General features: G+C 45.2%; 26 protein-coding genes, 1 pseudogene and 1 riboswitch. Of the genes and pseudogenes, 20 read left to right on the forward strand and 7 right to left on the reverse strand.

All coding sequences use genetic code 11. From position 1 onward, the window contains the following. The 9 genes from C3B52_RS36870 to C3B52_RS27905 all read left to right on the forward strand — a co-directional run. On the forward strand, nt 1-2,491 hold a 2,491-nt coding region (locus C3B52_RS36870), incomplete at its 5' end, for an Ig-like domain-containing protein (protein WP_235615882.1). Nucleotides 2,492-2,547: 56 nt separating this feature from the next. After that, the gene (locus C3B52_RS27875; RefSeq protein WP_235615883.1) at nt 2,548-2,745 is read left to right on the forward strand and encodes a hypothetical protein; all 198 of its coding nucleotides are present in this window, start codon (nt 2,548-2,550) and stop codon (nt 2,743-2,745) included. Then, complete coding sequence (locus tag C3B52_RS36270) at nt 2,745-2,867, forward strand: CD1375 family protein (protein WP_201264954.1); 123 nt, start codon at nt 2,745-2,747, stop codon at nt 2,865-2,867. The genes C3B52_RS27875 and C3B52_RS36270 overlap by 1 nt, the downstream gene beginning before the upstream one ends. Before the next feature lie 61 nt (nt 2,868-2,928). Continuing rightward, nucleotides 2,929-3,066 (forward strand): hypothetical protein, encoded by a 138-nt coding sequence (locus tag C3B52_RS37550; RefSeq protein WP_235615884.1) that lies wholly within the window; start codon nt 2,929-2,931, stop codon nt 3,064-3,066. Between the two features lie 94 nt (nt 3,067-3,160). Then, on the forward strand, nt 3,161-3,460 hold the full coding sequence (locus tag C3B52_RS27880; protein ID WP_103109641.1) for a hypothetical protein: 300 nt from the start codon (nt 3,161-3,163) through the stop codon (nt 3,458-3,460). Then, nucleotides 3,460-3,717 carry a hypothetical protein gene (locus tag C3B52_RS27885; RefSeq protein WP_103109642.1) on the forward strand — a complete coding sequence of 86 codons (258 nt, stop codon included), beginning with the start codon at nt 3,460-3,462 and terminating at the stop codon, nt 3,715-3,717. The genes C3B52_RS27880 and C3B52_RS27885 overlap by 1 nt, the downstream gene beginning before the upstream one ends. An 8-nt stretch (nt 3,718-3,725) precedes the next feature. Continuing rightward, complete coding sequence (locus tag C3B52_RS37555; RefSeq protein ID WP_235615885.1) at nt 3,726-5,030, forward strand: peptidoglycan DD-metalloendopeptidase family protein; 1,305 nt, start codon at nt 3,726-3,728, stop codon at nt 5,028-5,030. 101 nt (nt 5,031-5,131) lie between these two features. Then, complete coding sequence (locus C3B52_RS27900) at nt 5,132-6,004, forward strand: hypothetical protein (protein ID WP_103109643.1); 873 nt, start codon at nt 5,132-5,134, stop codon at nt 6,002-6,004. A gap of 96 nt (nt 6,005-6,100) precedes the next feature. Further along, complete coding sequence (locus C3B52_RS27905; protein WP_164684976.1) at nt 6,101-6,454, forward strand: YolD-like family protein; 354 nt, start codon at nt 6,101-6,103, stop codon at nt 6,452-6,454. A 78-nt stretch (nt 6,455-6,532) separates the two neighbouring features. Here the strand turns inward: C3B52_RS27905 and C3B52_RS27910 are convergent, their stop codons facing one another. From C3B52_RS27910 to C3B52_RS27920, 3 genes are all read right to left on the reverse strand, one after another. Beyond that, nucleotides 6,533-6,811, reverse strand: coding sequence for a hypothetical protein (locus C3B52_RS27910; protein ID WP_103109645.1), 279 nt, complete (start codon nt 6,809-6,811; stop codon nt 6,533-6,535). A gap of 131 nt (nt 6,812-6,942) precedes the next feature. Further along, nucleotides 6,943-7,299, reverse strand: a complete 357-nt coding sequence (locus C3B52_RS27915; protein ID WP_103109646.1) for a hypothetical protein — start codon at nt 7,297-7,299, stop codon at nt 6,943-6,945. Next, nucleotides 7,283-7,507, reverse strand: a complete 225-nt coding sequence (locus tag C3B52_RS27920) for a hypothetical protein (RefSeq protein WP_103109647.1) — start codon at nt 7,505-7,507, stop codon at nt 7,283-7,285. The genes C3B52_RS27915 and C3B52_RS27920 overlap by 17 nt, the downstream gene beginning before the upstream one ends. Nucleotides 7,508-7,673: 166 nt before the next feature. On the opposite strand from C3B52_RS27920, the gene C3B52_RS27925 reads away from it, so the two are divergent. The 6 genes and pseudogenes from C3B52_RS27925 (at nt 7,674) to C3B52_RS27950 (ending at nt 10,806) form a co-directional block, all read left to right on the forward strand. Further along, nucleotides 7,674-7,910 carry a helix-turn-helix domain-containing protein gene (locus tag C3B52_RS27925; RefSeq protein ID WP_103109648.1) on the forward strand — a complete coding sequence of 79 codons (237 nt, stop codon included), beginning with the start codon at nt 7,674-7,676 and terminating at the stop codon, nt 7,908-7,910. A 96-nt stretch (nt 7,911-8,006) separates the two neighbouring features. After that, a pseudogene (locus C3B52_RS37560) lies at nt 8,007-8,156 on the forward strand (sporulation protein YhbH); the annotation flags it as partial. A gap of 359 nt (nt 8,157-8,515) precedes the next feature. Continuing rightward, nucleotides 8,516-8,884, forward strand: a complete 369-nt coding sequence (locus tag C3B52_RS27935; RefSeq protein ID WP_164684977.1) for a hypothetical protein — start codon at nt 8,516-8,518, stop codon at nt 8,882-8,884. 337 nt (nt 8,885-9,221) lie between these two features. Further along, nucleotides 9,222-9,560, forward strand: coding sequence for a YolD-like family protein (locus C3B52_RS27940; protein WP_103109650.1), 339 nt, complete (start codon nt 9,222-9,224; stop codon nt 9,558-9,560). Nucleotides 9,561-9,775: 215 nt separating this feature from the next. Beyond that, on the forward strand, nt 9,776-10,207 hold the full coding sequence (locus C3B52_RS27945; protein WP_103109651.1) for a hypothetical protein: 432 nt from the start codon (nt 9,776-9,778) through the stop codon (nt 10,205-10,207). Nucleotides 10,208-10,419: 212 nt separating this feature from the next. Then, a complete protein-coding gene (locus tag C3B52_RS27950) occupies nt 10,420-10,806 on the forward strand; it encodes a hypothetical protein (RefSeq protein WP_103109652.1) in 387 nt (128 codons plus the stop codon). A gap of 110 nt (nt 10,807-10,916) precedes the next feature. Here the strand turns inward: C3B52_RS27950 and C3B52_RS27955 are convergent, their stop codons facing one another. The 3 genes from C3B52_RS27955 to C3B52_RS27965 form a co-directional block, all read right to left on the reverse strand. Further along, nucleotides 10,917-11,438 (reverse strand): YdcF family protein, encoded by a 522-nt coding sequence (locus C3B52_RS27955; RefSeq protein WP_235615886.1) that lies wholly within the window; start codon nt 11,436-11,438, stop codon nt 10,917-10,919. Between the two features lie 202 nt (nt 11,439-11,640). Next, nucleotides 11,641-13,104: a methyl-accepting chemotaxis protein gene (locus C3B52_RS27960; RefSeq protein WP_103109653.1), complete on the reverse strand. Its 1,464-nt coding sequence runs from the start codon at nt 13,102-13,104 to the stop codon at nt 11,641-11,643. 1 nt (nt 13,105) lies between these two features. Continuing rightward, a complete protein-coding gene (locus C3B52_RS27965; RefSeq protein WP_103109654.1) occupies nt 13,106-13,654 on the reverse strand; it encodes a GNAT family N-acetyltransferase in 549 nt (182 codons plus the stop codon). Between the two features lie 259 nt (nt 13,655-13,913). Further along, a riboswitch (cyclic di-GMP riboswitch) is annotated at nt 13,914-13,997 on the reverse strand. A 388-nt stretch (nt 13,998-14,385) separates the two neighbouring features. Here C3B52_RS27965 and C3B52_RS27970 point away from each other — a divergent pair. Continuing rightward, the gene (locus tag C3B52_RS27970; protein WP_103109655.1) at nt 14,386-15,984 is read left to right on the forward strand and encodes an amidohydrolase; all 1,599 of its coding nucleotides are present in this window, start codon (nt 14,386-14,388) and stop codon (nt 15,982-15,984) included. A 221-nt stretch (nt 15,985-16,205) separates the two neighbouring features. On the opposite strand, the gene C3B52_RS37905 is transcribed toward C3B52_RS27970, so the two are convergent. Next, nucleotides 16,206-16,340, reverse strand: a complete 135-nt coding sequence (locus C3B52_RS37905; RefSeq protein ID WP_268811911.1) for a hypothetical protein — start codon at nt 16,338-16,340, stop codon at nt 16,206-16,208. 594 nt (nt 16,341-16,934) lie between these two features. On the opposite strand from C3B52_RS37905, the gene C3B52_RS27980 reads away from it, so the two are divergent. The 4 genes from C3B52_RS27980 to C3B52_RS27995 all read left to right on the forward strand — a co-directional run bounded on the left by C3B52_RS27980 (nt 16,935) and on the right by C3B52_RS27995 (nt 19,607). Continuing rightward, the gene (locus C3B52_RS27980) at nt 16,935-17,744 is read left to right on the forward strand and encodes a TrmB family transcriptional regulator (protein WP_103109657.1); all 810 of its coding nucleotides are present in this window, start codon (nt 16,935-16,937) and stop codon (nt 17,742-17,744) included. Between the two features lie 71 nt (nt 17,745-17,815). Next, entirely contained in the window at nt 17,816-18,550 is a 735-nt protein-coding gene (locus tag C3B52_RS27985; RefSeq protein ID WP_103109658.1) for an AzlC family ABC transporter permease, read from the forward strand. Next, nucleotides 18,541-18,867 carry an AzlD domain-containing protein gene (locus tag C3B52_RS27990; protein ID WP_103109659.1) on the forward strand — a complete coding sequence of 109 codons (327 nt, stop codon included), beginning with the start codon at nt 18,541-18,543 and terminating at the stop codon, nt 18,865-18,867. Before C3B52_RS27985 ends, C3B52_RS27990 begins: the two co-directional genes overlap by 10 nt. 32 nt (nt 18,868-18,899) lie before the next feature. Beyond that, the gene (locus C3B52_RS27995) at nt 18,900-19,607 is read left to right on the forward strand and encodes a DNA alkylation repair protein (RefSeq protein ID WP_103109660.1); all 708 of its coding nucleotides are present in this window, start codon (nt 18,900-18,902) and stop codon (nt 19,605-19,607) included. The last annotated feature ends 100 nt before the right edge of the window (nt 19,608-19,707 follow it).

Raw genomic sequence — 19,707 nt, forward strand, 5'->3', positions numbered from 1 at the left:
CAACACGGACATGCAAACCAATATCGGATTTAACTGTAATGGTGTGACAAACGTTTTTGCACTTGAGCCTATCACCAACAACCCGCCAACGCTCACACTCACGTCACCTGCCGATAATCAGACATTAACAGAAGGCAGCACGTACAAGCTGGAGGGCACTGTCTCTGATGTTGACGTTGGTAACGCCCTGTCTGTGAAATACTCCATCGGAGGTGGACCAACGCAAACTATAGCGCTCGGTACGTCTGACGGCTCAACAGCGAAGTCATTCAACAAAACGTTGAAGTATTCACAAGGTCGTTTCTGGGATGGTGCAACGGATGTTTCAGGCTTGTTGCCAGCAGAGGCATCGTCTATTCAAATCTGGGCAAATGACGGTATAGACGACTCAGCCAAGGTGACTCGGAACTTCACCGTTGTACAAGAGGACGGGAAGATTATTATTCCTGTCAACGTGGTATCGGCTGGGTACCTCGTTTCTCGTATGGCGCCGCCTGTCCGATTGAGCAACGGGTGGTTGGTTGGGGCTGTTAAAGATACTTCTGTAAATCGAATAGCCATCTATAAATCAACTGACAATGGAAAGATTTGGATGCAACTATCAGCCCTGAATACTGTTCCGGGTGAGTTTTCACTTACTAGTAAAGGGATGTCAGTATACATCTTGGCTAGTATGAGTTCGACTCAAATTCTCGCATATAGGTTCGATGTTACGACTGTGGGCGCTTCAATAACTGGCGGAGTTTCCGTTGAATCTGGACAAACAGCTCTCGGTGCAATTGATCTCAAAATTACTCCTGACGGCACCACACTCCGGTGGGCAGCCAGCACAAAAAACGCCACCTATCCGAACAGTTTCAACATCCGTGCTGGTTCTATTCCGATTAATGCGGATGGTACGTTGGGGACTCCGAGTGCGGTTAGTCAGGCTACAACTTATGATATAAAACAATATAATTGCACTAATCCTGTTCTGGTTTTTCGTGACGGCCTCCCTGTAATCGTATTCCAGTACAATGGCACATCCATGTATAACAATATTTACTCCTTAGCTTTAAATGGTTCAGAATGGCCTGTAGGTGTTGTATATCAAGGAGGCGAGTCGTTCGTCCAATCGTCGCCAACTGTCTGCGCCACACCTAACACCAAACTGCATACGGCGTGGCACGGAACAGACGCGACAGATTCCGCAAACCCGTGGATTCGCTACTCCAACGCGTCAGTCGGCGCACTTTGGCTCCCCACACCGAAAAAGTTGGTTAAAGGCCAAAATGCTTGTATCACCAGTGACAAGAGCGGCAAGCTGTTCATTACCTACGAAGACGGCGGAGTAATCAAGCGGATCGAGTCTACCAACGAATTCGCGTCGTTCCAAGGACCGTTTACAATCGGAGTAGGAACCGTACCAGCATCTCAATTTGACCCAACGTTCCAGACCGATTTCACGATACCGCCTACGATCTATCAGGCTACGGGCGCAGTCAAATATTACGGCTCATTGATCGTCAACAAAAAGCCCGTTGTCACACTTACCACACCTGACAACCAGACTCTGACGGAGAACGCAACGTATGATGTAGCTGGTAACGCTGTAGACGAGGACGTTGGGAATGTCGTAACAGTCTACTACAAAATCAATAATGGACCACCACAGGCGGCTGCATCTGGCATATCAGATGGTAGCACGCCTATTTTGTTTTCCAAGCAGCTGACCTACAAGAACAAGCGCGTCTACCTGGGCACTACAGACATTACAGGAGCTGACCTAGCTGAAAACGTTGACCACATCCTCACCGTCTGGGCTGAAGATAACAAGCAGGGCAAGAGTACAGAAGTCACACGCAAGTTCAAAGTGGTTTGGAACCGTCCGCCAGTAATTAGCGACAGTAACCGCGATCTTGGAATAATGGAAGCACCGCCTTCAGTCAAATACGAAGTGACAGACCAGGAGAATAATCCGTTTACTGTAACCGAAAAGATCGATGGAGAAGTGATCCGCACATATGCGGGAGTTTCTGGACGACAGGAGACTATCACAATCCCACATCATATGTGGTTGCGTGTTGAACCCGGAGTGCTGCATAACTTGACCATCGAAGCCACGGACGACCAAGGAATGACTTCTAAGCGGACGTACACGCTAACCCGTTTTGTCGACAAGATTACTTTCAATGGTATGGATTATGCATTATTGCGGCCAGAGACAAGAGAGTTTTTCACGACCGATGTTGCTGCTAAAAGACTATTGCTCACGCCAATGTGGGACCTTCCGCCGGGGGTTAACTTACTCGTTGAAGCTTGCAACAATGGATACGATGCTTCCCCAACTTGGGAAGATGCAACGCATGTTGTAAAAACAGGCCGAATTCATATGTTCAACAACACTACCAAGTCAGCAGATAAGTGGGGTATAAATTTCAGATTCCGTATAGAGAAAGGTTCAGCAATTTTTCCTGTCTACTTCAAAGGAGTAGGGGGTGCATTCGATTGAACATACAGACTTCAAACCAGAGGTCTTGTAGAGAGGCCCAAGAAGCAAGAGCAGCGTTGGAACAAGAAAAGGCCACGCTTGAACAAAAGGTTGCGCAGCTCACGCAGGACAAAACGAATCTAATGCTTGCCGTCACTGATATGTACGAGCAAAATCTCGTGCTTGAAGAAAAAAATAAAAATGTGATGCTCGCAATGACAGACCTTTATGAAATGCTTCTGCCGTTACTGCCAGATGAAGGAGGAACGCCCTGATGCATCCTATGTCACCGATTTATGCCGACCTGATCAAAGATGGTTTGAAAACCATCGATCAGGTGCCAGAAAAAAACCGCGCTGAAGTTCAAAAGCTATTAGACGCCAATGCAGAGAATTAAACGAGCTGCAGAGGCGATTTTAATATGGCTATTGTTGTCCATGAAAGGAGGTGAGACTATCATGGCGATTGCTACGATTTACGTTACCTTGATCATGGAAGGGAACAAAACATTTAGTCAGGTACCTAATCAGCAAAAACTTCGGAATGAAGTGAAAAACCAACTTGAGGTGCTAGGTTTTCCTGAGCTTGCACAATAGCAGACAAATACATTCATCATGACCATGAGCCAGCTTCGTTCCTAGCGAGGCTATTTTTGTTGCCCCGAGGGGGTGAGGAAGGTGAGCAGAGTATATGAACGCTGAATTATTGGCACTCATTTCTGTAGTATCGGCACTAACCGGTATTGCACTAGGTTGGCTAGGTCGGGCGAGAACGATTCGACAGGATGCAGCCCAGCAAGCCGGGACTGACGCAATGCAGCGCGCAGACGTGGACTATCTAAAACGTGGGGTAGATGATATCAGACTCGAGCAGCGTGCGCAGGGGCAAAAATTCGATGCGCTATCTGAGCGTGTTACTCGGGTAGAGGAATCTGCAAAACAAGCACACCATAGATTGAACCGTTTGGACGGAAGAAAGGAAGATGAGTAATGATTGAAATCGGATTAGTAATTGCAGCTGTAATGGCTATCGGGGGATGGCTGAAAGGACAGGATTGGTACCCGAATAGTTTCATTCCACTGGCGATCGTCTTCTTGGCGGTCGCTTTTAATTTGGCCAACGCCTTTTTGTTTCACGGAGATTTCTTGGAGGCTGGCAAGCTGGCTTTCATCGAAGCGCTTGGGGCAATTGGTATTCACAGCGGCATGAAAAATACATTCCAGGGGCGGGAGAGTGATCAAGAGTGATTCCTCCAATGAACGAGTACAGGGTGACCTCTCCGTTCGGCTGGCGTTCAGGCCCGATCAATGGTAATCGTGAATTTCATACCGGCATCGATTTGGTCAAAACTCATCAAGCACCTATCAACGCTTTCGTAGCTGGAGAAGTCATGCATGCAAAGGAAGGTGTTGCAGGGAGTGGTTTCGGCGGTTACGGGATTGTAGTGGCAATTCGCGATCCAGAAACGGGCCATTTGCACTGCTATGCCCACCTGGACAGTGTTGCTGTGAAAGTGGGTGATAAAGTAAAACAGGGACAATTGATCGGGCGCCAAGGTAACACTGGGCAGAGCACTGGAAGCCATCTACATTATGAAATTCGAAAAAGCTCGTCGCCCCAATATGGCTGGATCGCTGATCGCGAAAAAAATTGCTTCGAACCGGTAAAGTACCTGGATGATTACTTTGCCAAAGCACAAAATAATCCCAAACCTGTTGATAAACCTGTGAATAAACAAGCAGACGAGAAGACAAAAGAGGCGTTGAAGGTGCTTCAAAGCGAACAGGTCATTCAGTCACCAGCATATTGGCTAGAAAACGCATTTGAAGGCGGGACAGTACGCGGCGATTACGCGGCATTGCTCATCCAAAACATGGCGAAGAGACTGGCGACAGCTGGTCCAGTACCAGAGACACCAAAACCGGAGCAACCGAAGCCAAAGCCGGAACCAGAGAAGCCAGTCAAGCAGCCGAAGTCATGGACTGAAATTGAAAAGCTAACCCAGGCCGCTAGTGTCCATGTGGATGTAGGCGGTGGCGGCACAGGGATACTGTTGAAAGGCGGGCTTCTGCTAACAGCCAAGCACGTATCTAAAGGTCGGGTGTCCATCCGGTTTAAGACAAATTCGCGTCATTGGTATACCGCTGATATGATTTCCGAGCATCCGGGGGTCGGTAAGGATTCTGTGGATCTAGCACTGTACCGGATTGAGAACGCCCCGGCAAGCCTACCGTATCTGCTAGTGAATACAGAACCCCTTGTCACAGGACAAAAGCTTTTGACCGTAGAAGCAGAGTACACAGAATGGATATCACGTAGCGGACAGTTGTGCCAAATAAGCACAGCAAAGGAACCCTGGGAATTTGACAGCTCTATTCCTGCGCAACACGGAAACAGTGGTGGAGCTGCAGTTAATGAATATGGCGAGGTAGTTGGAGTCATAGTAAATTTGGCTTCTGTGGGTATCCAGCGTGGCAGTGTGCGGGAAAGTGTTCCTGGGTGCGAGGCAGTTAACCTGATGCATCCAGCGGTAGTAGAATGGTTGAAAAAATACATGTAAATGGTGATGCCCTCCTTCGGAGAAATCCGGGGAGGGCTTTTTCAATTTTTATTGTATATATCCATTAAGCTAACTTTAAATTTTTGCAGGAGGAAAACTTCATGGATAAACTCGAAAGCAATTCAAGTGAGAAAATACATAAAATCCTTATTGAAAATTATGAAAAAGATGTGATTCACTTAGAACTCCCATCAGGAAAAGTAGTCAAATTAGGAGGATTCATTTCTCTTAATGCACTTAGTGAATATGAAGATGCTTTGAATGAAATTAATAACTCGCGTGAAGCATTTTGTATGATGCTTGTTTCAATGATTCGTGACGATAGTTCTATAACAATTGAAGAAATGCTCTCATTAGAAAATGAGAAGATTATCTCTTTGGGTGAGCAATTTATAGAAAAGGACACTTATTTAAAAAATCACTATGAAAAAGTTACTGGTGAATTAGATTTTTTCGAGCGCTTTAAAAAGGCTGTAGAATCGCAGCGAAGAGAAACATCTGAAAAGTTTAAAAAACTAATTCCTGATTTTACCTGGACGAACTCTCATATCCAACCACTCCTCCGTTCAATTGAGAATATTGAGCGTATGAAGAGTAATGTGATATCTCCACAAATGAGGGGAGTTCGGGGTGTAATTAACGACCTTGATCGTTTTCAAGCGAAAGAAGATAAACAAGAGTATGAATCAGTTATGCCCAAAATTGGAGATTACATTTCTCCAGAAGCAATGACAAGTCGATATCTTGAAAAACTTATTGAGCAGCAAGATCAGAATAATGAGAATCTAACAAACCACTTAATAGAAGGTTTTGAAAATATGGTCAAGCTTCAAGCTCAGCTTATAGAAGAGAACCAAAAAAGTAGTGCAGAAGCAAATAAGTTTAACAAAATTGTTGTTTGGCTTACAGGGTTAACTTTGGGTGCAACAGTCATTGGTGTTATTATAGCTACAATACAATATCTGGGAAACTAAGGGTTTTAGGCATTTCATTAATTGGTTGTATTGCATCTTTGCAAGTTGTTCGCATATAATACAAACAAATGTTCCTGTATTATGCGAGGTGATAAGATGGCAGGCAGGATAGAGGACCCACTTGGAATGCGTTTCATACTTCCCGAACACGCGCAGGCGCTAAATGAGCTTGCATATGAAAAGCTACTGATCAAACAGCCCATGCTTGACGATCAAGAGCTGATGGAAATGTCCAGGTTGATTGAAGAGTCACGAATCGATGATTTTGCAGTTCGTGTCGTTTGGTTCGAAGCAGAAAGAAAAGTGGATAATGTCGAACTTGGCAAAGAAGAGTCAGCGTGGGGCTGGATACAGCGGATTGATATGAACCGAAAGCAAATCAAGCTGGTCAATGACGATGGCTTTTGGTGGATTTACTTCAATAGGATAATGCGGATTGATCGGGTCTAAGCAAGCCAGCATATTCTATATTGAGGGATTACAGAAGCAAAGGACCCGCCTTACATAAAATTGAGGCGGGTTCCTTCATTATAAGTATCTGTCCATGTAGTCTGAGGTGTAAACAAACTGCTTTCCCCCGGCCAACATGTATCGTTTCAAATTCTCTCTAAACGATTGATCTGCAAGAGCCAGCTCCACAATGAACGCCTGCGCGCTTCCAAGCGACCTATTTCGCTTCGCTCTTCCGTTGAAAATCGGATTCCGGAAATCCAGATTGTCAGCTACTTTGATCAGGTTCCCGTACATCGTCCTCGAATGGGTCGATGTCACCCGCGGCAGCTCTTCATGTGTTTCCCCTATATCCATACTTTCTCCCCTTCACGTTTCAATTTCAAATTATCGAAATATAACCTCGGTTCAAAAACATCATTCAACACTCTGCACACTAAGAAGCCCTTTCCTATGTAGCAGAGGATATGTAACGCAGCATAGCACCACTAGCGATGGATGACGTCCCCGCGTTTGATCGATCCGTCCAGAGCTGCTTTGACAAGTTTCTGATCGTCGAAGCTGACCAGTCGTCCTGTCCCTACCTCTTCCACATGCAGCCGTCCGCGGCTTACCGATACCACCCGATATCCGTCATTAGATGATAGTGGAGCTGCTGGATGGTATAAAGAATGAGAAATAGAAAGCAAAACACCGAAACTTAGCACGGCCAGCAGCCCCCAAGAAACTTTGGAAACTGTTCTTTCTAAGTCCTCCGGTTCATCGTCGTCATCTTCCCATTCTTCTTCTTCATGATACAGGGGGCGTTTCCGTTCTTCTCGAAAGTACCTACGCTTCCGGGGCATTTGTAGGCACCACCCTTCGCACAGGTACGGGAATCCCGATTCGTTTTTGCTCGTTCTTTACCTGTCGTTCAGCTATCCGGGACAAGGCCATCGGTTTAAGATGCCCTTTTGCCCAGGCGCTAAAGTTCAAGGTCTTGGATATCTCCCACATTTCCCTTTCGAGTGGATCGTTGACGTTAAAGCATACAGGCTTTCTTTCAGTCGCCATTGCAGCACCTCCAAGATGGTGTTATGCAGCGCAGCGTTGTGTAAGGCTGCGTGCTGTTGTGTTACTATGTGATGCGCAACGGATTGTCCAATATGCACAACTCTCTGTGATGCGAAAGGATAAATTTCGAATAGTTTGTCCATCATGGTAATGAGGTGATGGAGAAATGAGATGGAAACATGGTTTAGGAAAGTACCGAACACCGTTTGGCGAGTGGTTGGATGATATGAATAAAACGTCAGTAGAATTTGCAGAAGAAAGCGGAGTGCATCGAAATACTATTGATGCATTGGCTGGGCAGAAGGGGTACGGAGCACGTAGGACAACTTTAGACAAAATATTGAAGACAGCGAAACAACTCGATCCCGGGGCAACGTATGAAAAGTTGTTCCCGCCAACGTAAAAAGCCCATCTCAAAAGCGATGGGCTATTTTCTTTTGAGGAGGGGTATAATAAGATCAAAAGACGGACAAACTAAGTAATTCGTATATATCATAAAGAGGTCAATCAGTATAATAGGCATTCAACCCTGATGTCCGCATACCGGCATATCAAGGAACCTAAGTTCATGCATTGCGTGATTCGAGAAAAAGGCGAGGTTTACAAGGCGCTGCGGACGTTTTTTGGCAAGAAGGAAGTACAGGTGTAGAAAAGCAATGAGCAGCGAGCTTACGGGCTTGCTGCTCTTCTTGTGCCAATCTCCTCTTGTTTATTCGGTGTTTATCGTCGAATGATAAGATCGAATTGCCCATTGTAAAAAATCGTAATGAAAGGACTCCTTCCGCTTCGCTGATGGAACGCCGTATGCGATGAAAGTCGCCTGTACGGTGTAGGCTCGTTATAAGCCGAGAGGTATAAGACGAGAATAGCGTAGTCATTTTAGATGCTGATTCCCTAGGAATTGCAGATAATACAAAGATTACAGGACTGACATCTGGAAAGGTCTACAAGGTTACAGAGGATCCTGAAGGAACGGCAACCATTCTGTATACGAAAGCAAACGGTACCTTGACTTCTGAGGCTTCGGCAAGAACAAGAATGACGGGTACAGAAATCACGGGGTTAACGAATGGTACGACTTACAAGGTAGAAGAAGCGTTACCAGCCTATGCGATTAAGGTGAAGGCCGGATCTGAATCCGTAGTCACAAATGTGGACAACACATTATTCAAGGTGACAACGGAAAATGCAACGCTAGTAAGTCAATTACGTGACGCTTTGGAATCATTGGAAGGCTCGGTACACACCTACAAAATTACAAGCGCGGGATACTTCGAAAAATCCGAGTCAGACACATTAGTGCAAGGCGATTTACTGCTCGTATATGTGAACGGAAGCTACACGATTGACGCTGTTTATCCAATTTATGTAGACTAACTGTCACGATGACCCTCAGGAGAAATCCTGAGGGTTTTTTCGTTCAATCGTTGAGGGGAACAGCTTAAACGGCGCCCTCAAAGGAGTGACCCAACATACCAATATAGTCATAGTCGATTAGCTTGGATATGGAAATGAATTTATCATCGAAATCAGCTCGGTTGACTTCATTGAGAACGAATGGAGCATCCTGCTCCCAAAGCAAAGGTTGATTAAAACTATCGATCTTTTTTTATTTGCATGTTCGTAAATCGTTCGCATATAATAAGAACAAACGTTCCTGTTTTAGGGAACGATAATTTCCGTTTTAAAAGCATGGGAGGAAGGGGTACAGCATATGACTAGCAGAATAGAAAACCCATTTTCGATGCGATTTGTCTTGCCGGAGCAACGGGAATTGTACTTACAGATGAAGCAAGACGATAAATTGGTTCCTATGCCGAGCCTGGATCAGGACGAATTGGACTCATTTCATTATATGATTCGTGATTCGGCTCGAGAAGATTACGCGATCACCGTTTCCTGGTGGGAGCCTGCAAAAGAAGAACGCGGGAACATTTGCACCATATGGGGTGTAGTGAGATGGATCGACCAGAATGGAAGGCGGATCAAAGTAGTGAACGATGAGGAAAGTCTATGGATCTACATGGACCAGATAACAAATGTCAAATCATAAGAACTGTGGATGAAAAACAGTTAACTTTAGTTAGTATACAAACATAGAAAGAGAACCGTATGCTAAATCTGCCCATTGTAATAACCTTCTTATTCGTTGATAGAACGCCGTATGCGATGAAAATCGCCCGTACGGTGTAGGCTCGTCCGAAAACGGAAACGTTAGGCGAGAATAGCGGAGATGTAAAAGCACCAGAATTAGTTGGGGATGTGGGGGTGAGCATATACGGACAAGGAGCAGTACGTATTACTGCTGAATTTGATGAACCAATTAAAGGATTCCAGCTGCAATATGTGAGTCCGGACTTAGTCGAAAATGATATTCAAATTGAAGATTTATCTACTGGACGGGGAACCTACAGGTGGAAAGAAGAAGGAAAGCTTCCTGACGAAACCGCCATTTTTTCAAAGGAAGTCGAGGAGAACGGTCGCTATGACGTTTATAAATTTCAAAGACCAGATGGAACCTTTTACGAACTGCGATTGAATGTAGATGGCAACAAGGTTTTCATCATTTTCCTAAATCCAGGTGGAATGGATGACGAAACTTATCAAGGAGCGGTTGAACTGCTAATTGAGCATCCTTCCACGCAACTAAAAGTGAAGGATGAGGCTGGTAATCTCTCGGGAGATGTCCTCCATAACTAACGAAGTATCAGGGGAGCTGCGAATGTAGCTCCTCTTTTTTTGCCTCCACCTCGCTTGTTTATTCATTGTTTATTGGCGAATGCTATGATCAATCTGCCCATTGTAAGAAACCTTCCACTTCGCTGACGGAACGCCGTATGCGATGAAAGTCGCTTGTACGGTGTAGGCTCGTTATAAGCCGAAAGGGATAAGACGAGAATAGCGGAAGCCATTTGCATGACATTACAGCTTCTCAGATCGTCATTGCGGAGAGCAGCGAGGAAGACCTTATTTTTGTACGGACGGGAAATGCGTGGAATCTCACAGGTGTTCAGCCAGGAGACAAGGTAGTGGTGACAGTTGGAGATGAAAGAGTCATTTACGATTTAAACGAACTGTTAATTGATATATTGACAGGAGAAGATAGCTTTTTCTCTCTGGATTTAGAGTTGCCAAATATCTCCTTCGTCAAGGCAGCCAATGGTGCACCTTCTAGTTTTAGCAACTTTGATGACGCTGTTGATGTAGACGTAGAAGCCCTGGTACAGCTAGAAGACGCACAAGGAAACAGAACCCCAGGAACGACCATTATCGTCGTCGATATCGATTCGCTGACATAAGCAATACTCGCTCCCAATGACAAACAATCCCTTAGGAGAAATCCTAAGGGATTGTTCTTTTTCGTGGGAAAAGGGGATCAGGCTGCACTGCTGACCCTGGAGATAGGCAGTTACCATAAGTAGCGATAATAAGCAAAAAACTCTCTCACTAATGAATAAATGTCCCGCAGATCAAAAAATTCCGCATGTGCAGAAGAGACGCTGCTGATTCCTTCTTTTGAAAAAGCGAGCTTGGTTCTACTGATATGGTAAACCTGCGTAATGATCATTGCCGATTCAAAACCCATTTGCTTCATGATTTCCTTCGTATTTTTTGCCGTCATTCTAGTATTGATCCCGTTGCTGTCTACAATGATGTTTTCCTCGGAGATTCCATGCTCGATCAAATATTTTTTCATGACCTTCGCCTCGTCAAAGCCTTCAACACCTACGCCACCACTGACGATAATGTGTTGAAAATATCCGTCTTTGCTTAATTGGACTGCTTTATCGAGTCTGCTTTTTAGCCGGGCTGACGGTTCCCCATTTAGCTCCACTTTATTTCCCAGCACAACAGCGACATCTACATTAGCAAGCTCATCTGCCATCCCGTCAAACGTGATGAGAACGATATGTACCAAAAACCAAAGCACGAATATCAATGCAGCTATTTTTCCTTTTCTTTTCAAAGCTTTGCACGTCCTCTATTCATTGACATAATTGTAAATTCATTCACAATCACAGCGATTCTAGCATTAGTCTATTTACTATTCAAGGTACATATGAATAAAACGGCCGTATTGATAGAACAAAAACCGCCCCTGCGAGAGAGGCGGTTTGTATGTTTCATTTCACTTAATGCAGCGTTCTCAGTTGATGCTCAATCTTTTCAAATCCGCTGGATACTTTCACAACCTCATCTTTTTGCTCCGAAACAAGGACGAGGACATCTTCGAGGCTATCCTTATTCTTGTCGGTAATGTCTGCATTCAGCTCAACCTTGGCGCTGACTTCCTGAATCATGCTGTGTACATTCACGATGAATTCCTGCAAGTATTTTGTCTTATCGGAGAAGTCTCTCATGTAGTTGTCGACATTGGTGAACATCTCCTGAACCTCATGGATGCCTTCACTGTTTTTCTCAAACGAAACTTGCGATTCAGAGATCATGTCCGATACACGCTTCATTTTTTCACGAATCGTCATCAGAAGAGTAGAGATCGATTCAGAGGACACTTTGGAAGATTCCGCAAGCTTGCGAACCTCATCCGCAACGACAGCAAATCCGCGTCCATGTTCGCCTGCCCGAGAGGCCTCGATGGTTGCATTGAGTGCCAACAGGTTGGTTTGTGCCGAAATATCCGAGATTGTTTGAATGATTTTTTCAATTGATGCGGTTTCTTCATACAGCTCTTGAATCAGGCGATTTGTTCCTTGAATATCGGTGATAAAACGCTCGAAATCATTGCCGATATTGCCGATCCGTTTTCCGCTTTCGTGTGTAGCCTCTTTTGTAGATTCCACAAATTCATGCATTTCTGTAACGGAACGAGTCATATCCTCGACGCGCCCATTGGTTGAATTCATTTCGTTACGCAGTTCATTCGTGTTGGAGGTTTGAACTCCAAACGATTCCATGATCTCCTTGAGGGAAGACACTGTTTCAACAGCCCGAACTGTTACACCATCTGTAACCTTGTTTAAATTCTCCTGATATTCCTGTACAGAGTTCAGAGATTGATTGATCTGGTCAAGTACACGCTGCAACGACTCTTTGGACTCAATCGCTTCCTGCTTCTGCAGCTCGCTTTCTTTTTGCAGCTTGTTATTGAAGAGAGCATGCAGCATACTCGTCAACGATACGTAGCAGAACGTCAGAAGATAATAGAGCAAATCGATTGGCGACGACGAGTGGAAGATCGCATCGCCCTGTGTAAAGAAATAGTAGGTGACGATTCCGAGTGTAGACAAAATAGTTAAGATGTTAATGATTTTATCCTGGTAAATCCCCATGACAGCGACGAAGAACATTCCTAGCAGAACATTAACCATATGAGGATCAAGCTGCAACACTACGAATATGAAGGTGCCGATGACAGCAAAGTTGAAATACTTCATAAATGTAGCCATTTTGTCTCTGAGACTCGGCAGGTTGGAGATGTAAGTAAATGGCGCCAATACACCGTACAAGATTCCGAGAACAGACAGCACAAAGGAAATCGGAGCGCCGCCAATAAATATATTAATGATTTGCACCACTGTAATAATGCTGGCAAAAACGGTAACAACCCAATTATTTCTTCTTCTCAATAGATCCATATTAGCCCACTACCTCAACTTTTATTTGTGAAAACATTGGTGTGTACCATGAATAGTCAGGATGATCTTTATTGTCGTAAGCTTCTTTAAGATGAAATAGCGTAGGGATGGTGTCTGCCCCTTTATAATAGATCTTCTCTTTTACCTGGGTCGCCCTGACATGATATTTATTGTTAATCAATTGAAAAAAGCTTGGATCAGCAATACCAACTGCATGTGTATAGCCATGCTTTTCAGCATAATCTAGCATCAGGGAAATACCCTTTCGCCCTAGTCCGCGATATTTTGGAAGAACAGCGAGACTATCGAGCTCCATCACTTTCATATCTTTGGTCACAACGTCTTCAAACAACGTACGAATAAACGGAGTTGACTTTGAATGAGGTGTGAACTCATACGTTCCACCTGCTTCACCGTCATCCGCAATTAGTAAAAATAGATCTGAACCATCTTTCGCATATTCCATCTCAAATCCCATTGAATCCCAAACGGTTTTCTTGATTTGATGGAATAATGCTAAAGACTCTGCTGAATCTACTTGTTTGTACATTTCGTTTCCACTCCATCATAGTAGTCGTTCTCATATTTGCTCGGTATAAAAAGCAGACACGGTTGACTTTTTATTTACTGCTTTTCTCTCTTTTTCTAAAACGTTATAGCAAAAGAAGCAGGAAATCGGAAGTTGCTGCAAAACGCATGGCATTCTCCTTTCCGACGAATGTATGATCGGGAAATAAAAAAGGTTATTCCAGAAAATGGAACAACCACTCCAAGCTAGCTACCAACATCTAAAAATAGGCATTACGATGTATGGCAACCCGGCTATCATGGTCAAAGACTTTAGACCCGTGGTTTTGCGTCCCCACCTTTCGATGGATTTGCCCTTTTCATTTCGTAGTTGAAAATTGTAAATGGATGTCGAAATATGAAAAATCGTATCCAAAATAAAGGACTTTGTCAAGTTTTGGTAGGTAGGTTTTACTAATTCTTCATACCTTCGAGAGGGTCAAAAGAACTTTTTATCAATAAAAGCGAGCTTGGAAAACTAGTTTCTCAGGCTAGTGTCTTTTCACTAAATCAGAAAGGGCCTACGATTTCGTAGCGAAGGGATATTTACAGGCAAAATAATAGGGTGGTAGAACAAATCGGAGCGAATGTGTTGTAATCAAATCAATAATATAGCAATTCAGACAAAGGTTGACTGCTCATTGTCCAGGTTCTATGATTTGGGGGAGTATGGTTTGCTTCCGTATGAATCAAAAAGAGAGAAGGGCGAAAACGATGACAAGAACCATTTATACGAATGGCGTGATTCACACGCTCGATGCGGAAAATCCGCTAGTAGAAACAGTGGTAGTAGAAAATGGCAAAATCGCCGATCTCGGTACGCATGACGAGATGATCCTGCAATGGGGCCGCGCTGGTACGCCGGTTGTTGATTTGCAAGGCAAGATGGCTTCTCCTGGTCTGATTGATAGTCATTTGCATTTGTCGGGAGTAGCCTTTCACTTTTTAGATTTGAATTTAACAGGTGTCAAATCCAAAAATGAGATGCTTGAGAAAATAAAAGAGAGAGCGGATGCTACTCCTCCTGGGAAGTGGCTGATCGGGATGGGCTGGGACGAAAATTTGTTTGAATCAGGGACAATTCCCACGATTGAAGAGCTAGATCAGGTAGCTCCTCATTGTGCTATCTATTTAAAAAGGGTTTGCCATCACGCATTTCTCGTGAATAGCAAGGCGCTGGAGGTATGCCAGTATCATCCTGCTATCCAGGTACCGACAGGAGGAACTGTCGTTCTTGATCCGCATACGCAAAAGCCGACTGGACTCTTATTGGAATCGGCATCTCAGCTGATCACGAGACACATTCCAGAAAAAACGTACGAGGAACTGAAATTTGCACTGGGGCAAGCGATGAAATATTCTGTTAGCTTAGGGCTGACCGGTGTGCATACGAATGATCCCGTTTATTTGGGCGGGCTGGATCAAACGTACCAGATGTATCATGAATTACTGAATGAAGAGGAGTATAGACTGCGCTGCAATCTGTTGATTGATTATCCATATCTCAAACGCCTCCAAGAAAAGGGCATGTACGCAGGCTATGGGAATGAAAGACTGCAAATCGGAGCAATCAAAATTTTCGCAGACGGAGCTTTTGGTAGAAGAACCGCTTTGCTGTCCGAGGCCTATCATGATGCACCAGGGCATTTTGGCGATGCGATGCATGAGCCGGAAACGCTATTTGCAATGATAAAAGAGGCGAGAGAGCATAAGATGCCGATTGCCGTACACACAATTGGTGATAAAGCGTTGGCGGATGTATTGGACATCCTCGATCAAATGCCAAAAGTGGAACATCGTGATCGCTTAATCCATGTTTCGTTGCTTCGCGAAGACTTAGTGAAGCGATTGGCTGATCCGAGCCGAATAGCTGATATCCAGCCTAGATTTGTTGTAGGGGACTTCCCATGGGTCAAGGATCGGGTAGGAGAGCAGCGGGGCGAGTATTTATATGCGTGGAAAAAACTGCTATCGGCAGGCGTCTTGTGTGCGGGTGGTTCGGATGCTCCAGTCGAGCCTCTTGATCCGCTGCTCGGCATCCATGCAGCACTGACACGACGCGCGCCTTCTGAAACCCATAACGGCTGGTATGAAAACGAAAAGCTGTCAATGACAGAAGCGCTGCAAGCCTTTACGATCGGCGGGGCTTACGCTACCAACGAAGAGCAAATCAAGGGTACACTCACGCGAGGCAAGCTGGCGGATATGACGGTATATTCGAAAAACCTCTTTACACTCGAAAATCCGGATGAGCTGCTGGAAACGAAAGCAGAGATGACGATCATTGACGGTGAAATTCAAAACGTAAGATAGCTAAATAATGAACAGACCGAAAAATCCTTGAGCAATCAGGGATTTTTTTTCGTTGGGATGTATTGGGTGACTTCTCTGAAGTGATTTTATCTCTAACGTGGCTGTGGGGGAGAGAAGCATGTTTCCATTCTTCGCTCCGGTCTACGTCCTGCGAGGAAGGGGTGACTGTCCGCTCCGAGCCGATTCGCGGGGGAGCGTAAAAGTGGTAGCCGCTTCGTAGATTACTCAGGGTTACGCTCCTGATGCCCGCGAATCGGCTCTCCGCTGAGTAGGACTTCGCGAGTCGCTCCGCCTGGAAACATGCTTCTCTGCGTATCTACATACGCTTCGTCGAGAAGTCCACAAAGAAAAAGCATGTATCAATAGAAAGCTCGCAGAGAAAAAGGGAGAAGGACGCGAAGCTCTTTGGAACACCTACCGAGGCGCAGTGGAAAAAGAGAAACACGTCTTTAGCGTCCAACTTTGAGAAGCCTCTTGAACCGACCACTTTTGGACGCGGGTTTCGCTTTTGCAACGGAGCCGTCCAGGGATGACCCGAGAGAGTGTTCCAAGAAGCTGGAGCGTTTTCTCCCTTTTTCTCCCCACCCCTGCAGCTCGATTAAAGATATCTTTCATCGTAGCTTTACCAAAACAGTCTTCCAAAAATACGACCAAAATCTAAAGCTCGCAGAGAAAAAGGGAGAAGGACGCGAAGCTCTTTGGAACACCTACCGAGGCGCAGTGGAAAAAGAGAAACAAGTCTTTAGCGTCCAACTTTGAGAAGCGGCTTGAACCGACCACTTTTGGACGCGGGTTTCGCTTTTGCAACGGAGACGGCCAGGGATGACCCGAGAAAGTGTTCCAAGAAGCTGGAGCGTTTTCTCCCTTTTTCTCCCCACCACTACAGTCCGATTGACAACAAACTCACCGCATTTTATAGTGAGTATAATACTAACCACTAAGAGGTCTATATGGAAGATATCTATAAAGAGCTGCAAAAGCTCGGCTTTTCGCAATACGAGTGCAAAGCCTACATCAGCTTGCTGAAAAACTCTCCGATCACCGGCTATGAAATCAGCAAACGCTCAGGTGTACCACGCTCCATGATTTACGAGGTCATCGGCAAGCTGCTCGATAAAGGGGCCGTTCATACTGTGCCTTCCGAGCCGGTTACGTACGCACCATTGCCAGCCAAGGACTTGATAGGCAGGCTGCGAAACAACTTTGAACAGTCCTTTGATTATTTGGAAAAAAAGCTCTCCGCCCTGGAAAGTGAGCAGGAAGTAGACGTGATCAGGCGGATTAGCACCGATGAGCATGTCCTCATGGAAATCACCGAGATGATTGAACAGGCAAAGGAAGAGCTTTGGCTATCGATTTGGGAACCGCAAGTCGGGTTTATCCAGGAACGGATAGATCGACGTGTAAAAGAGGGAATTCCCGTCTTTTCCGTCCTGTTTGGAAAAGCAGAGACACAGGTGGGGATAACCTATCATCACGACTATATGGCGCCAGAGGTAGCAGAAGAGCGAATGGGCGGTCACCTGACGATCGTGGCCAGAGACAAGGAAGAGGTACTGATTGCTAACTTTGGACCGAATCGGGTAGCGTGGGCAGTAAAAACCCAGGACCCGGCACTGGTCTTAGTAGCCATCGAATACATTCGCCATGACATCATGTTTGCAGAAGTGACCAAGGTGCTTGGTCCGGAAAAAGTCGAAGCTCTCTGGAGAAACAAGCCAGATCTTTATCATGTTGTGACAGGAAAGCGGTTCATGTAGATGTGAGCCGCATTTTCTTCCTTGTTTTTATAGTCGTTATTTTACTAACTATTAGGAGAAGAGGGAGCAAGGTGAGTCAAGAGGAGCTTAGAGTAAAATCATTTCCGAGTCCGGGGGATGAAGGCAGCTTTATCCAGGGGGTAAAGGACTGTATTCCAACCTTACTTGGTTATTTGAGTATCGGGTTTGCAGCGGGAGTTTTGGAGAAGACAGCTGGTCTGAGTATTATGGAGATTACGCTGCTGAGTGTGCTTTTGTATGCGGGCTCGGCGCAGTTTATCGCAGCGGGAATGATAGCGGCAGGAAGCTCGGCAACTGCTATCGTCATTACCATTTTCTTTGTAAATTTGCGGCATATTCTGCTCAGTGCAGCGCTGTCTCCTTATTTTCGGCATCTTACGGCGTTTAAAAATATGCTCGTCGGCTCTCTTTTGACGGATGAAACCTTCGGGGTCGCTATTAATGAAGCGGCAAAGAAAAAACAGCTGAATGAAAAGTGGATGCACGGCTTAAATCTGACAGCGTATTTGAATTGGATTTTTGCTAATATCGCTGGAGCGTATTTTGGACAATGGATTTCAAATCCGGAAAAGCTCGGACTGGATTTTGCTCTTCCTGCCATGTTTATCGGGCTTTTGGTACTGGCGATTGTCAGTCGCAAAAAAATCAGACTTGATGTTATCGTGGCGATTTGCGCAGTTGTAATCGCAGTGGGGGTAACGATCGTGTATCCCGGAAATATGGGAGTCATTATCGCTACGGTGGTCGCTTCTACGATTGGGATGGTGATAGATAAATGGAAGTAAGATGGGATGTCTTTTTAATTATCGTTGGGTCAGCCTTGGTTACATTCTTGCCACGGGTCGTGCCTCTCATGGTTTTGAGTCGGATGGAGCTGCCAGAGTGGGGGATTCGCTGGCTGAACTATGTCCCCATCTCTGTGATGGCAGCATTGGTCGGGCAGGAGCTATTCGTGCATGATGGGCAACTGACTTCTCTATGGACAAATGTAGAGCTGCTCGCAGCGATACCTACCGTTCTGGTGGCTATCAAAACGAGAAGTCTGCTTGGTACGGTCGTCGCAGGAATGATCTCGATCATGATTTTGCGTTATTTGCTGTAAGAAATAAAGAACCAATTAAGGAAGGTGACGGGATGACCCTAGAGGAAGTCATGCAAAAGCTCGAAGCAATGGGCACGGAGCAAACGAAAAAGACTTTTCTTCGTCATGGAGCCAAAGAACCTTTTTTCGGTGTCAAAATCGGAGACATGAAAAAGCTGGTGAAGGAAGTAAAGCGTGATCAAAGTCTCGCGCTCGCATTATATGAGACAGGCAACTCGGATGCGATGTACTTGGCGGGACTGACCGTAGACCCGAAGAGCATGACAAAAGAGCGCCTGAACAACTGGGTCAAAAAAGCGTACTGGTACATGCTGGCGGAGTACACAGTCGCAAGCATAACAGCTGAAAGCGATTATGCTATGGAGCTGGCGAGAGAATGGCTGGATGCACAGGAAGAAATGATCGCCGCATGTGGCTGGAACACGTATTCCAACTATATTTCCATCACAGACGATGAAAAGCTCGATCTGGCAGAAATAGGGCGCTTGCTAAAACGTGTCAACGAAACCATCCACGAAGAACGAAACCGCGTGCGCTATACGATGAATCAATTCGTTATCTCCGTTGGCGCATACATCCCGGCTCTACATGACGAAGCCATCGAGGTCGCAAAAGCCATCGGCAAAGTCCACGTCGATGTCGGACAAACCGCCTGCAAGGTACCATTGGCTACGGAATATATCAAAAAGATCGAAGAACGAGGAAAAATCGGTCAAAAACGAAAAACATGCATCTGCTAATACAAAGTTGTAGAAAACGTGGGAGAAAATTCCCACGTTTTTTCGTTCTAAAAGAGAGCTTCAATGGATATGCTTTCAAAGTGTTATCCAATCACCAAAA

The sequence above is a fragment of the Brevibacillus reuszeri genome (assembly GCF_002897295.1).
GTDB lineage: Bacteria > Bacillota > Bacilli > Brevibacillales > Brevibacillaceae > Brevibacillus > Brevibacillus reuszeri_A.

Bases quoted from the DNA above. Each gene is read 5' to 3' on its own strand.
- C3B52_RS27995 (WP_103109660.1), top strand. From the start codon at position 18,900: ATGACCCTAGAGGAAGTCATGCAAAAGCTCGAAGCAATGGGCACGGAG.
- C3B52_RS27965 (WP_103109654.1), bottom strand. From the start codon at position 13,654: ATGTACAAACAAGTAGATTCAGCAGAGTCTTTAGCATTATTCCATCAA.
- C3B52_RS27990 (WP_103109659.1), top strand. From the start codon at position 18,541: ATGGAAGTAAGATGGGATGTCTTTTTAATTATCGTTGGGTCAGCCTTG.
- C3B52_RS37905 (WP_268811911.1), bottom strand. From the start codon at position 16,340: ATGCTTTTTCTTTGTGGACTTCTCGACGAAGCGTATGTAGATACGCAG.
- C3B52_RS27880 (WP_103109641.1), top strand. From the start codon at position 3,161: ATGAACGCTGAATTATTGGCACTCATTTCTGTAGTATCGGCACTAACC.
- C3B52_RS27970 (WP_103109655.1), top strand. From the start codon at position 14,386: ATGACAAGAACCATTTATACGAATGGCGTGATTCACACGCTCGATGCG.
- C3B52_RS27910 (WP_103109645.1), bottom strand. From the start codon at position 6,811: ATGGATATAGGGGAAACACATGAAGAGCTGCCGCGGGTGACATCGACC.
- C3B52_RS27925 (WP_103109648.1), top strand. From the start codon at position 7,674: ATGAGATGGAAACATGGTTTAGGAAAGTACCGAACACCGTTTGGCGAG.
- C3B52_RS27920 (WP_103109647.1), bottom strand. From the start codon at position 7,507: ATGGCGACTGAAAGAAAGCCTGTATGCTTTAACGTCAACGATCCACTC.
- C3B52_RS27980 (WP_103109657.1), top strand. From the start codon at position 16,935: ATGGAAGATATCTATAAAGAGCTGCAAAAGCTCGGCTTTTCGCAATAC.
- C3B52_RS27940 (WP_103109650.1), top strand. From the start codon at position 9,222: ATGACTAGCAGAATAGAAAACCCATTTTCGATGCGATTTGTCTTGCCG.
- C3B52_RS27885 (WP_103109642.1), top strand. From the start codon at position 3,460: ATGATTGAAATCGGATTAGTAATTGCAGCTGTAATGGCTATCGGGGGA.
- C3B52_RS27905 (WP_164684976.1), top strand. From the start codon at position 6,101: ATGGCAGGCAGGATAGAGGACCCACTTGGAATGCGTTTCATACTTCCC.
- C3B52_RS27915 (WP_103109646.1), bottom strand. From the start codon at position 7,299: ATGCCCCGGAAGCGTAGGTACTTTCGAGAAGAACGGAAACGCCCCCTG.
- C3B52_RS36270 (WP_201264954.1), top strand. From the start codon at position 2,745: ATGCATCCTATGTCACCGATTTATGCCGACCTGATCAAAGATGGTTTG.
- C3B52_RS27960 (WP_103109653.1), bottom strand. From the start codon at position 13,104: ATGGATCTATTGAGAAGAAGAAATAATTGGGTTGTTACCGTTTTTGCC.
- C3B52_RS27900 (WP_103109643.1), top strand. From the start codon at position 5,132: ATGGATAAACTCGAAAGCAATTCAAGTGAGAAAATACATAAAATCCTT.
- C3B52_RS37555 (WP_235615885.1), top strand. From the start codon at position 3,726: ATGAACGAGTACAGGGTGACCTCTCCGTTCGGCTGGCGTTCAGGCCCG.
- C3B52_RS37550 (WP_235615884.1), top strand. From the start codon at position 2,929: ATGGCGATTGCTACGATTTACGTTACCTTGATCATGGAAGGGAACAAA.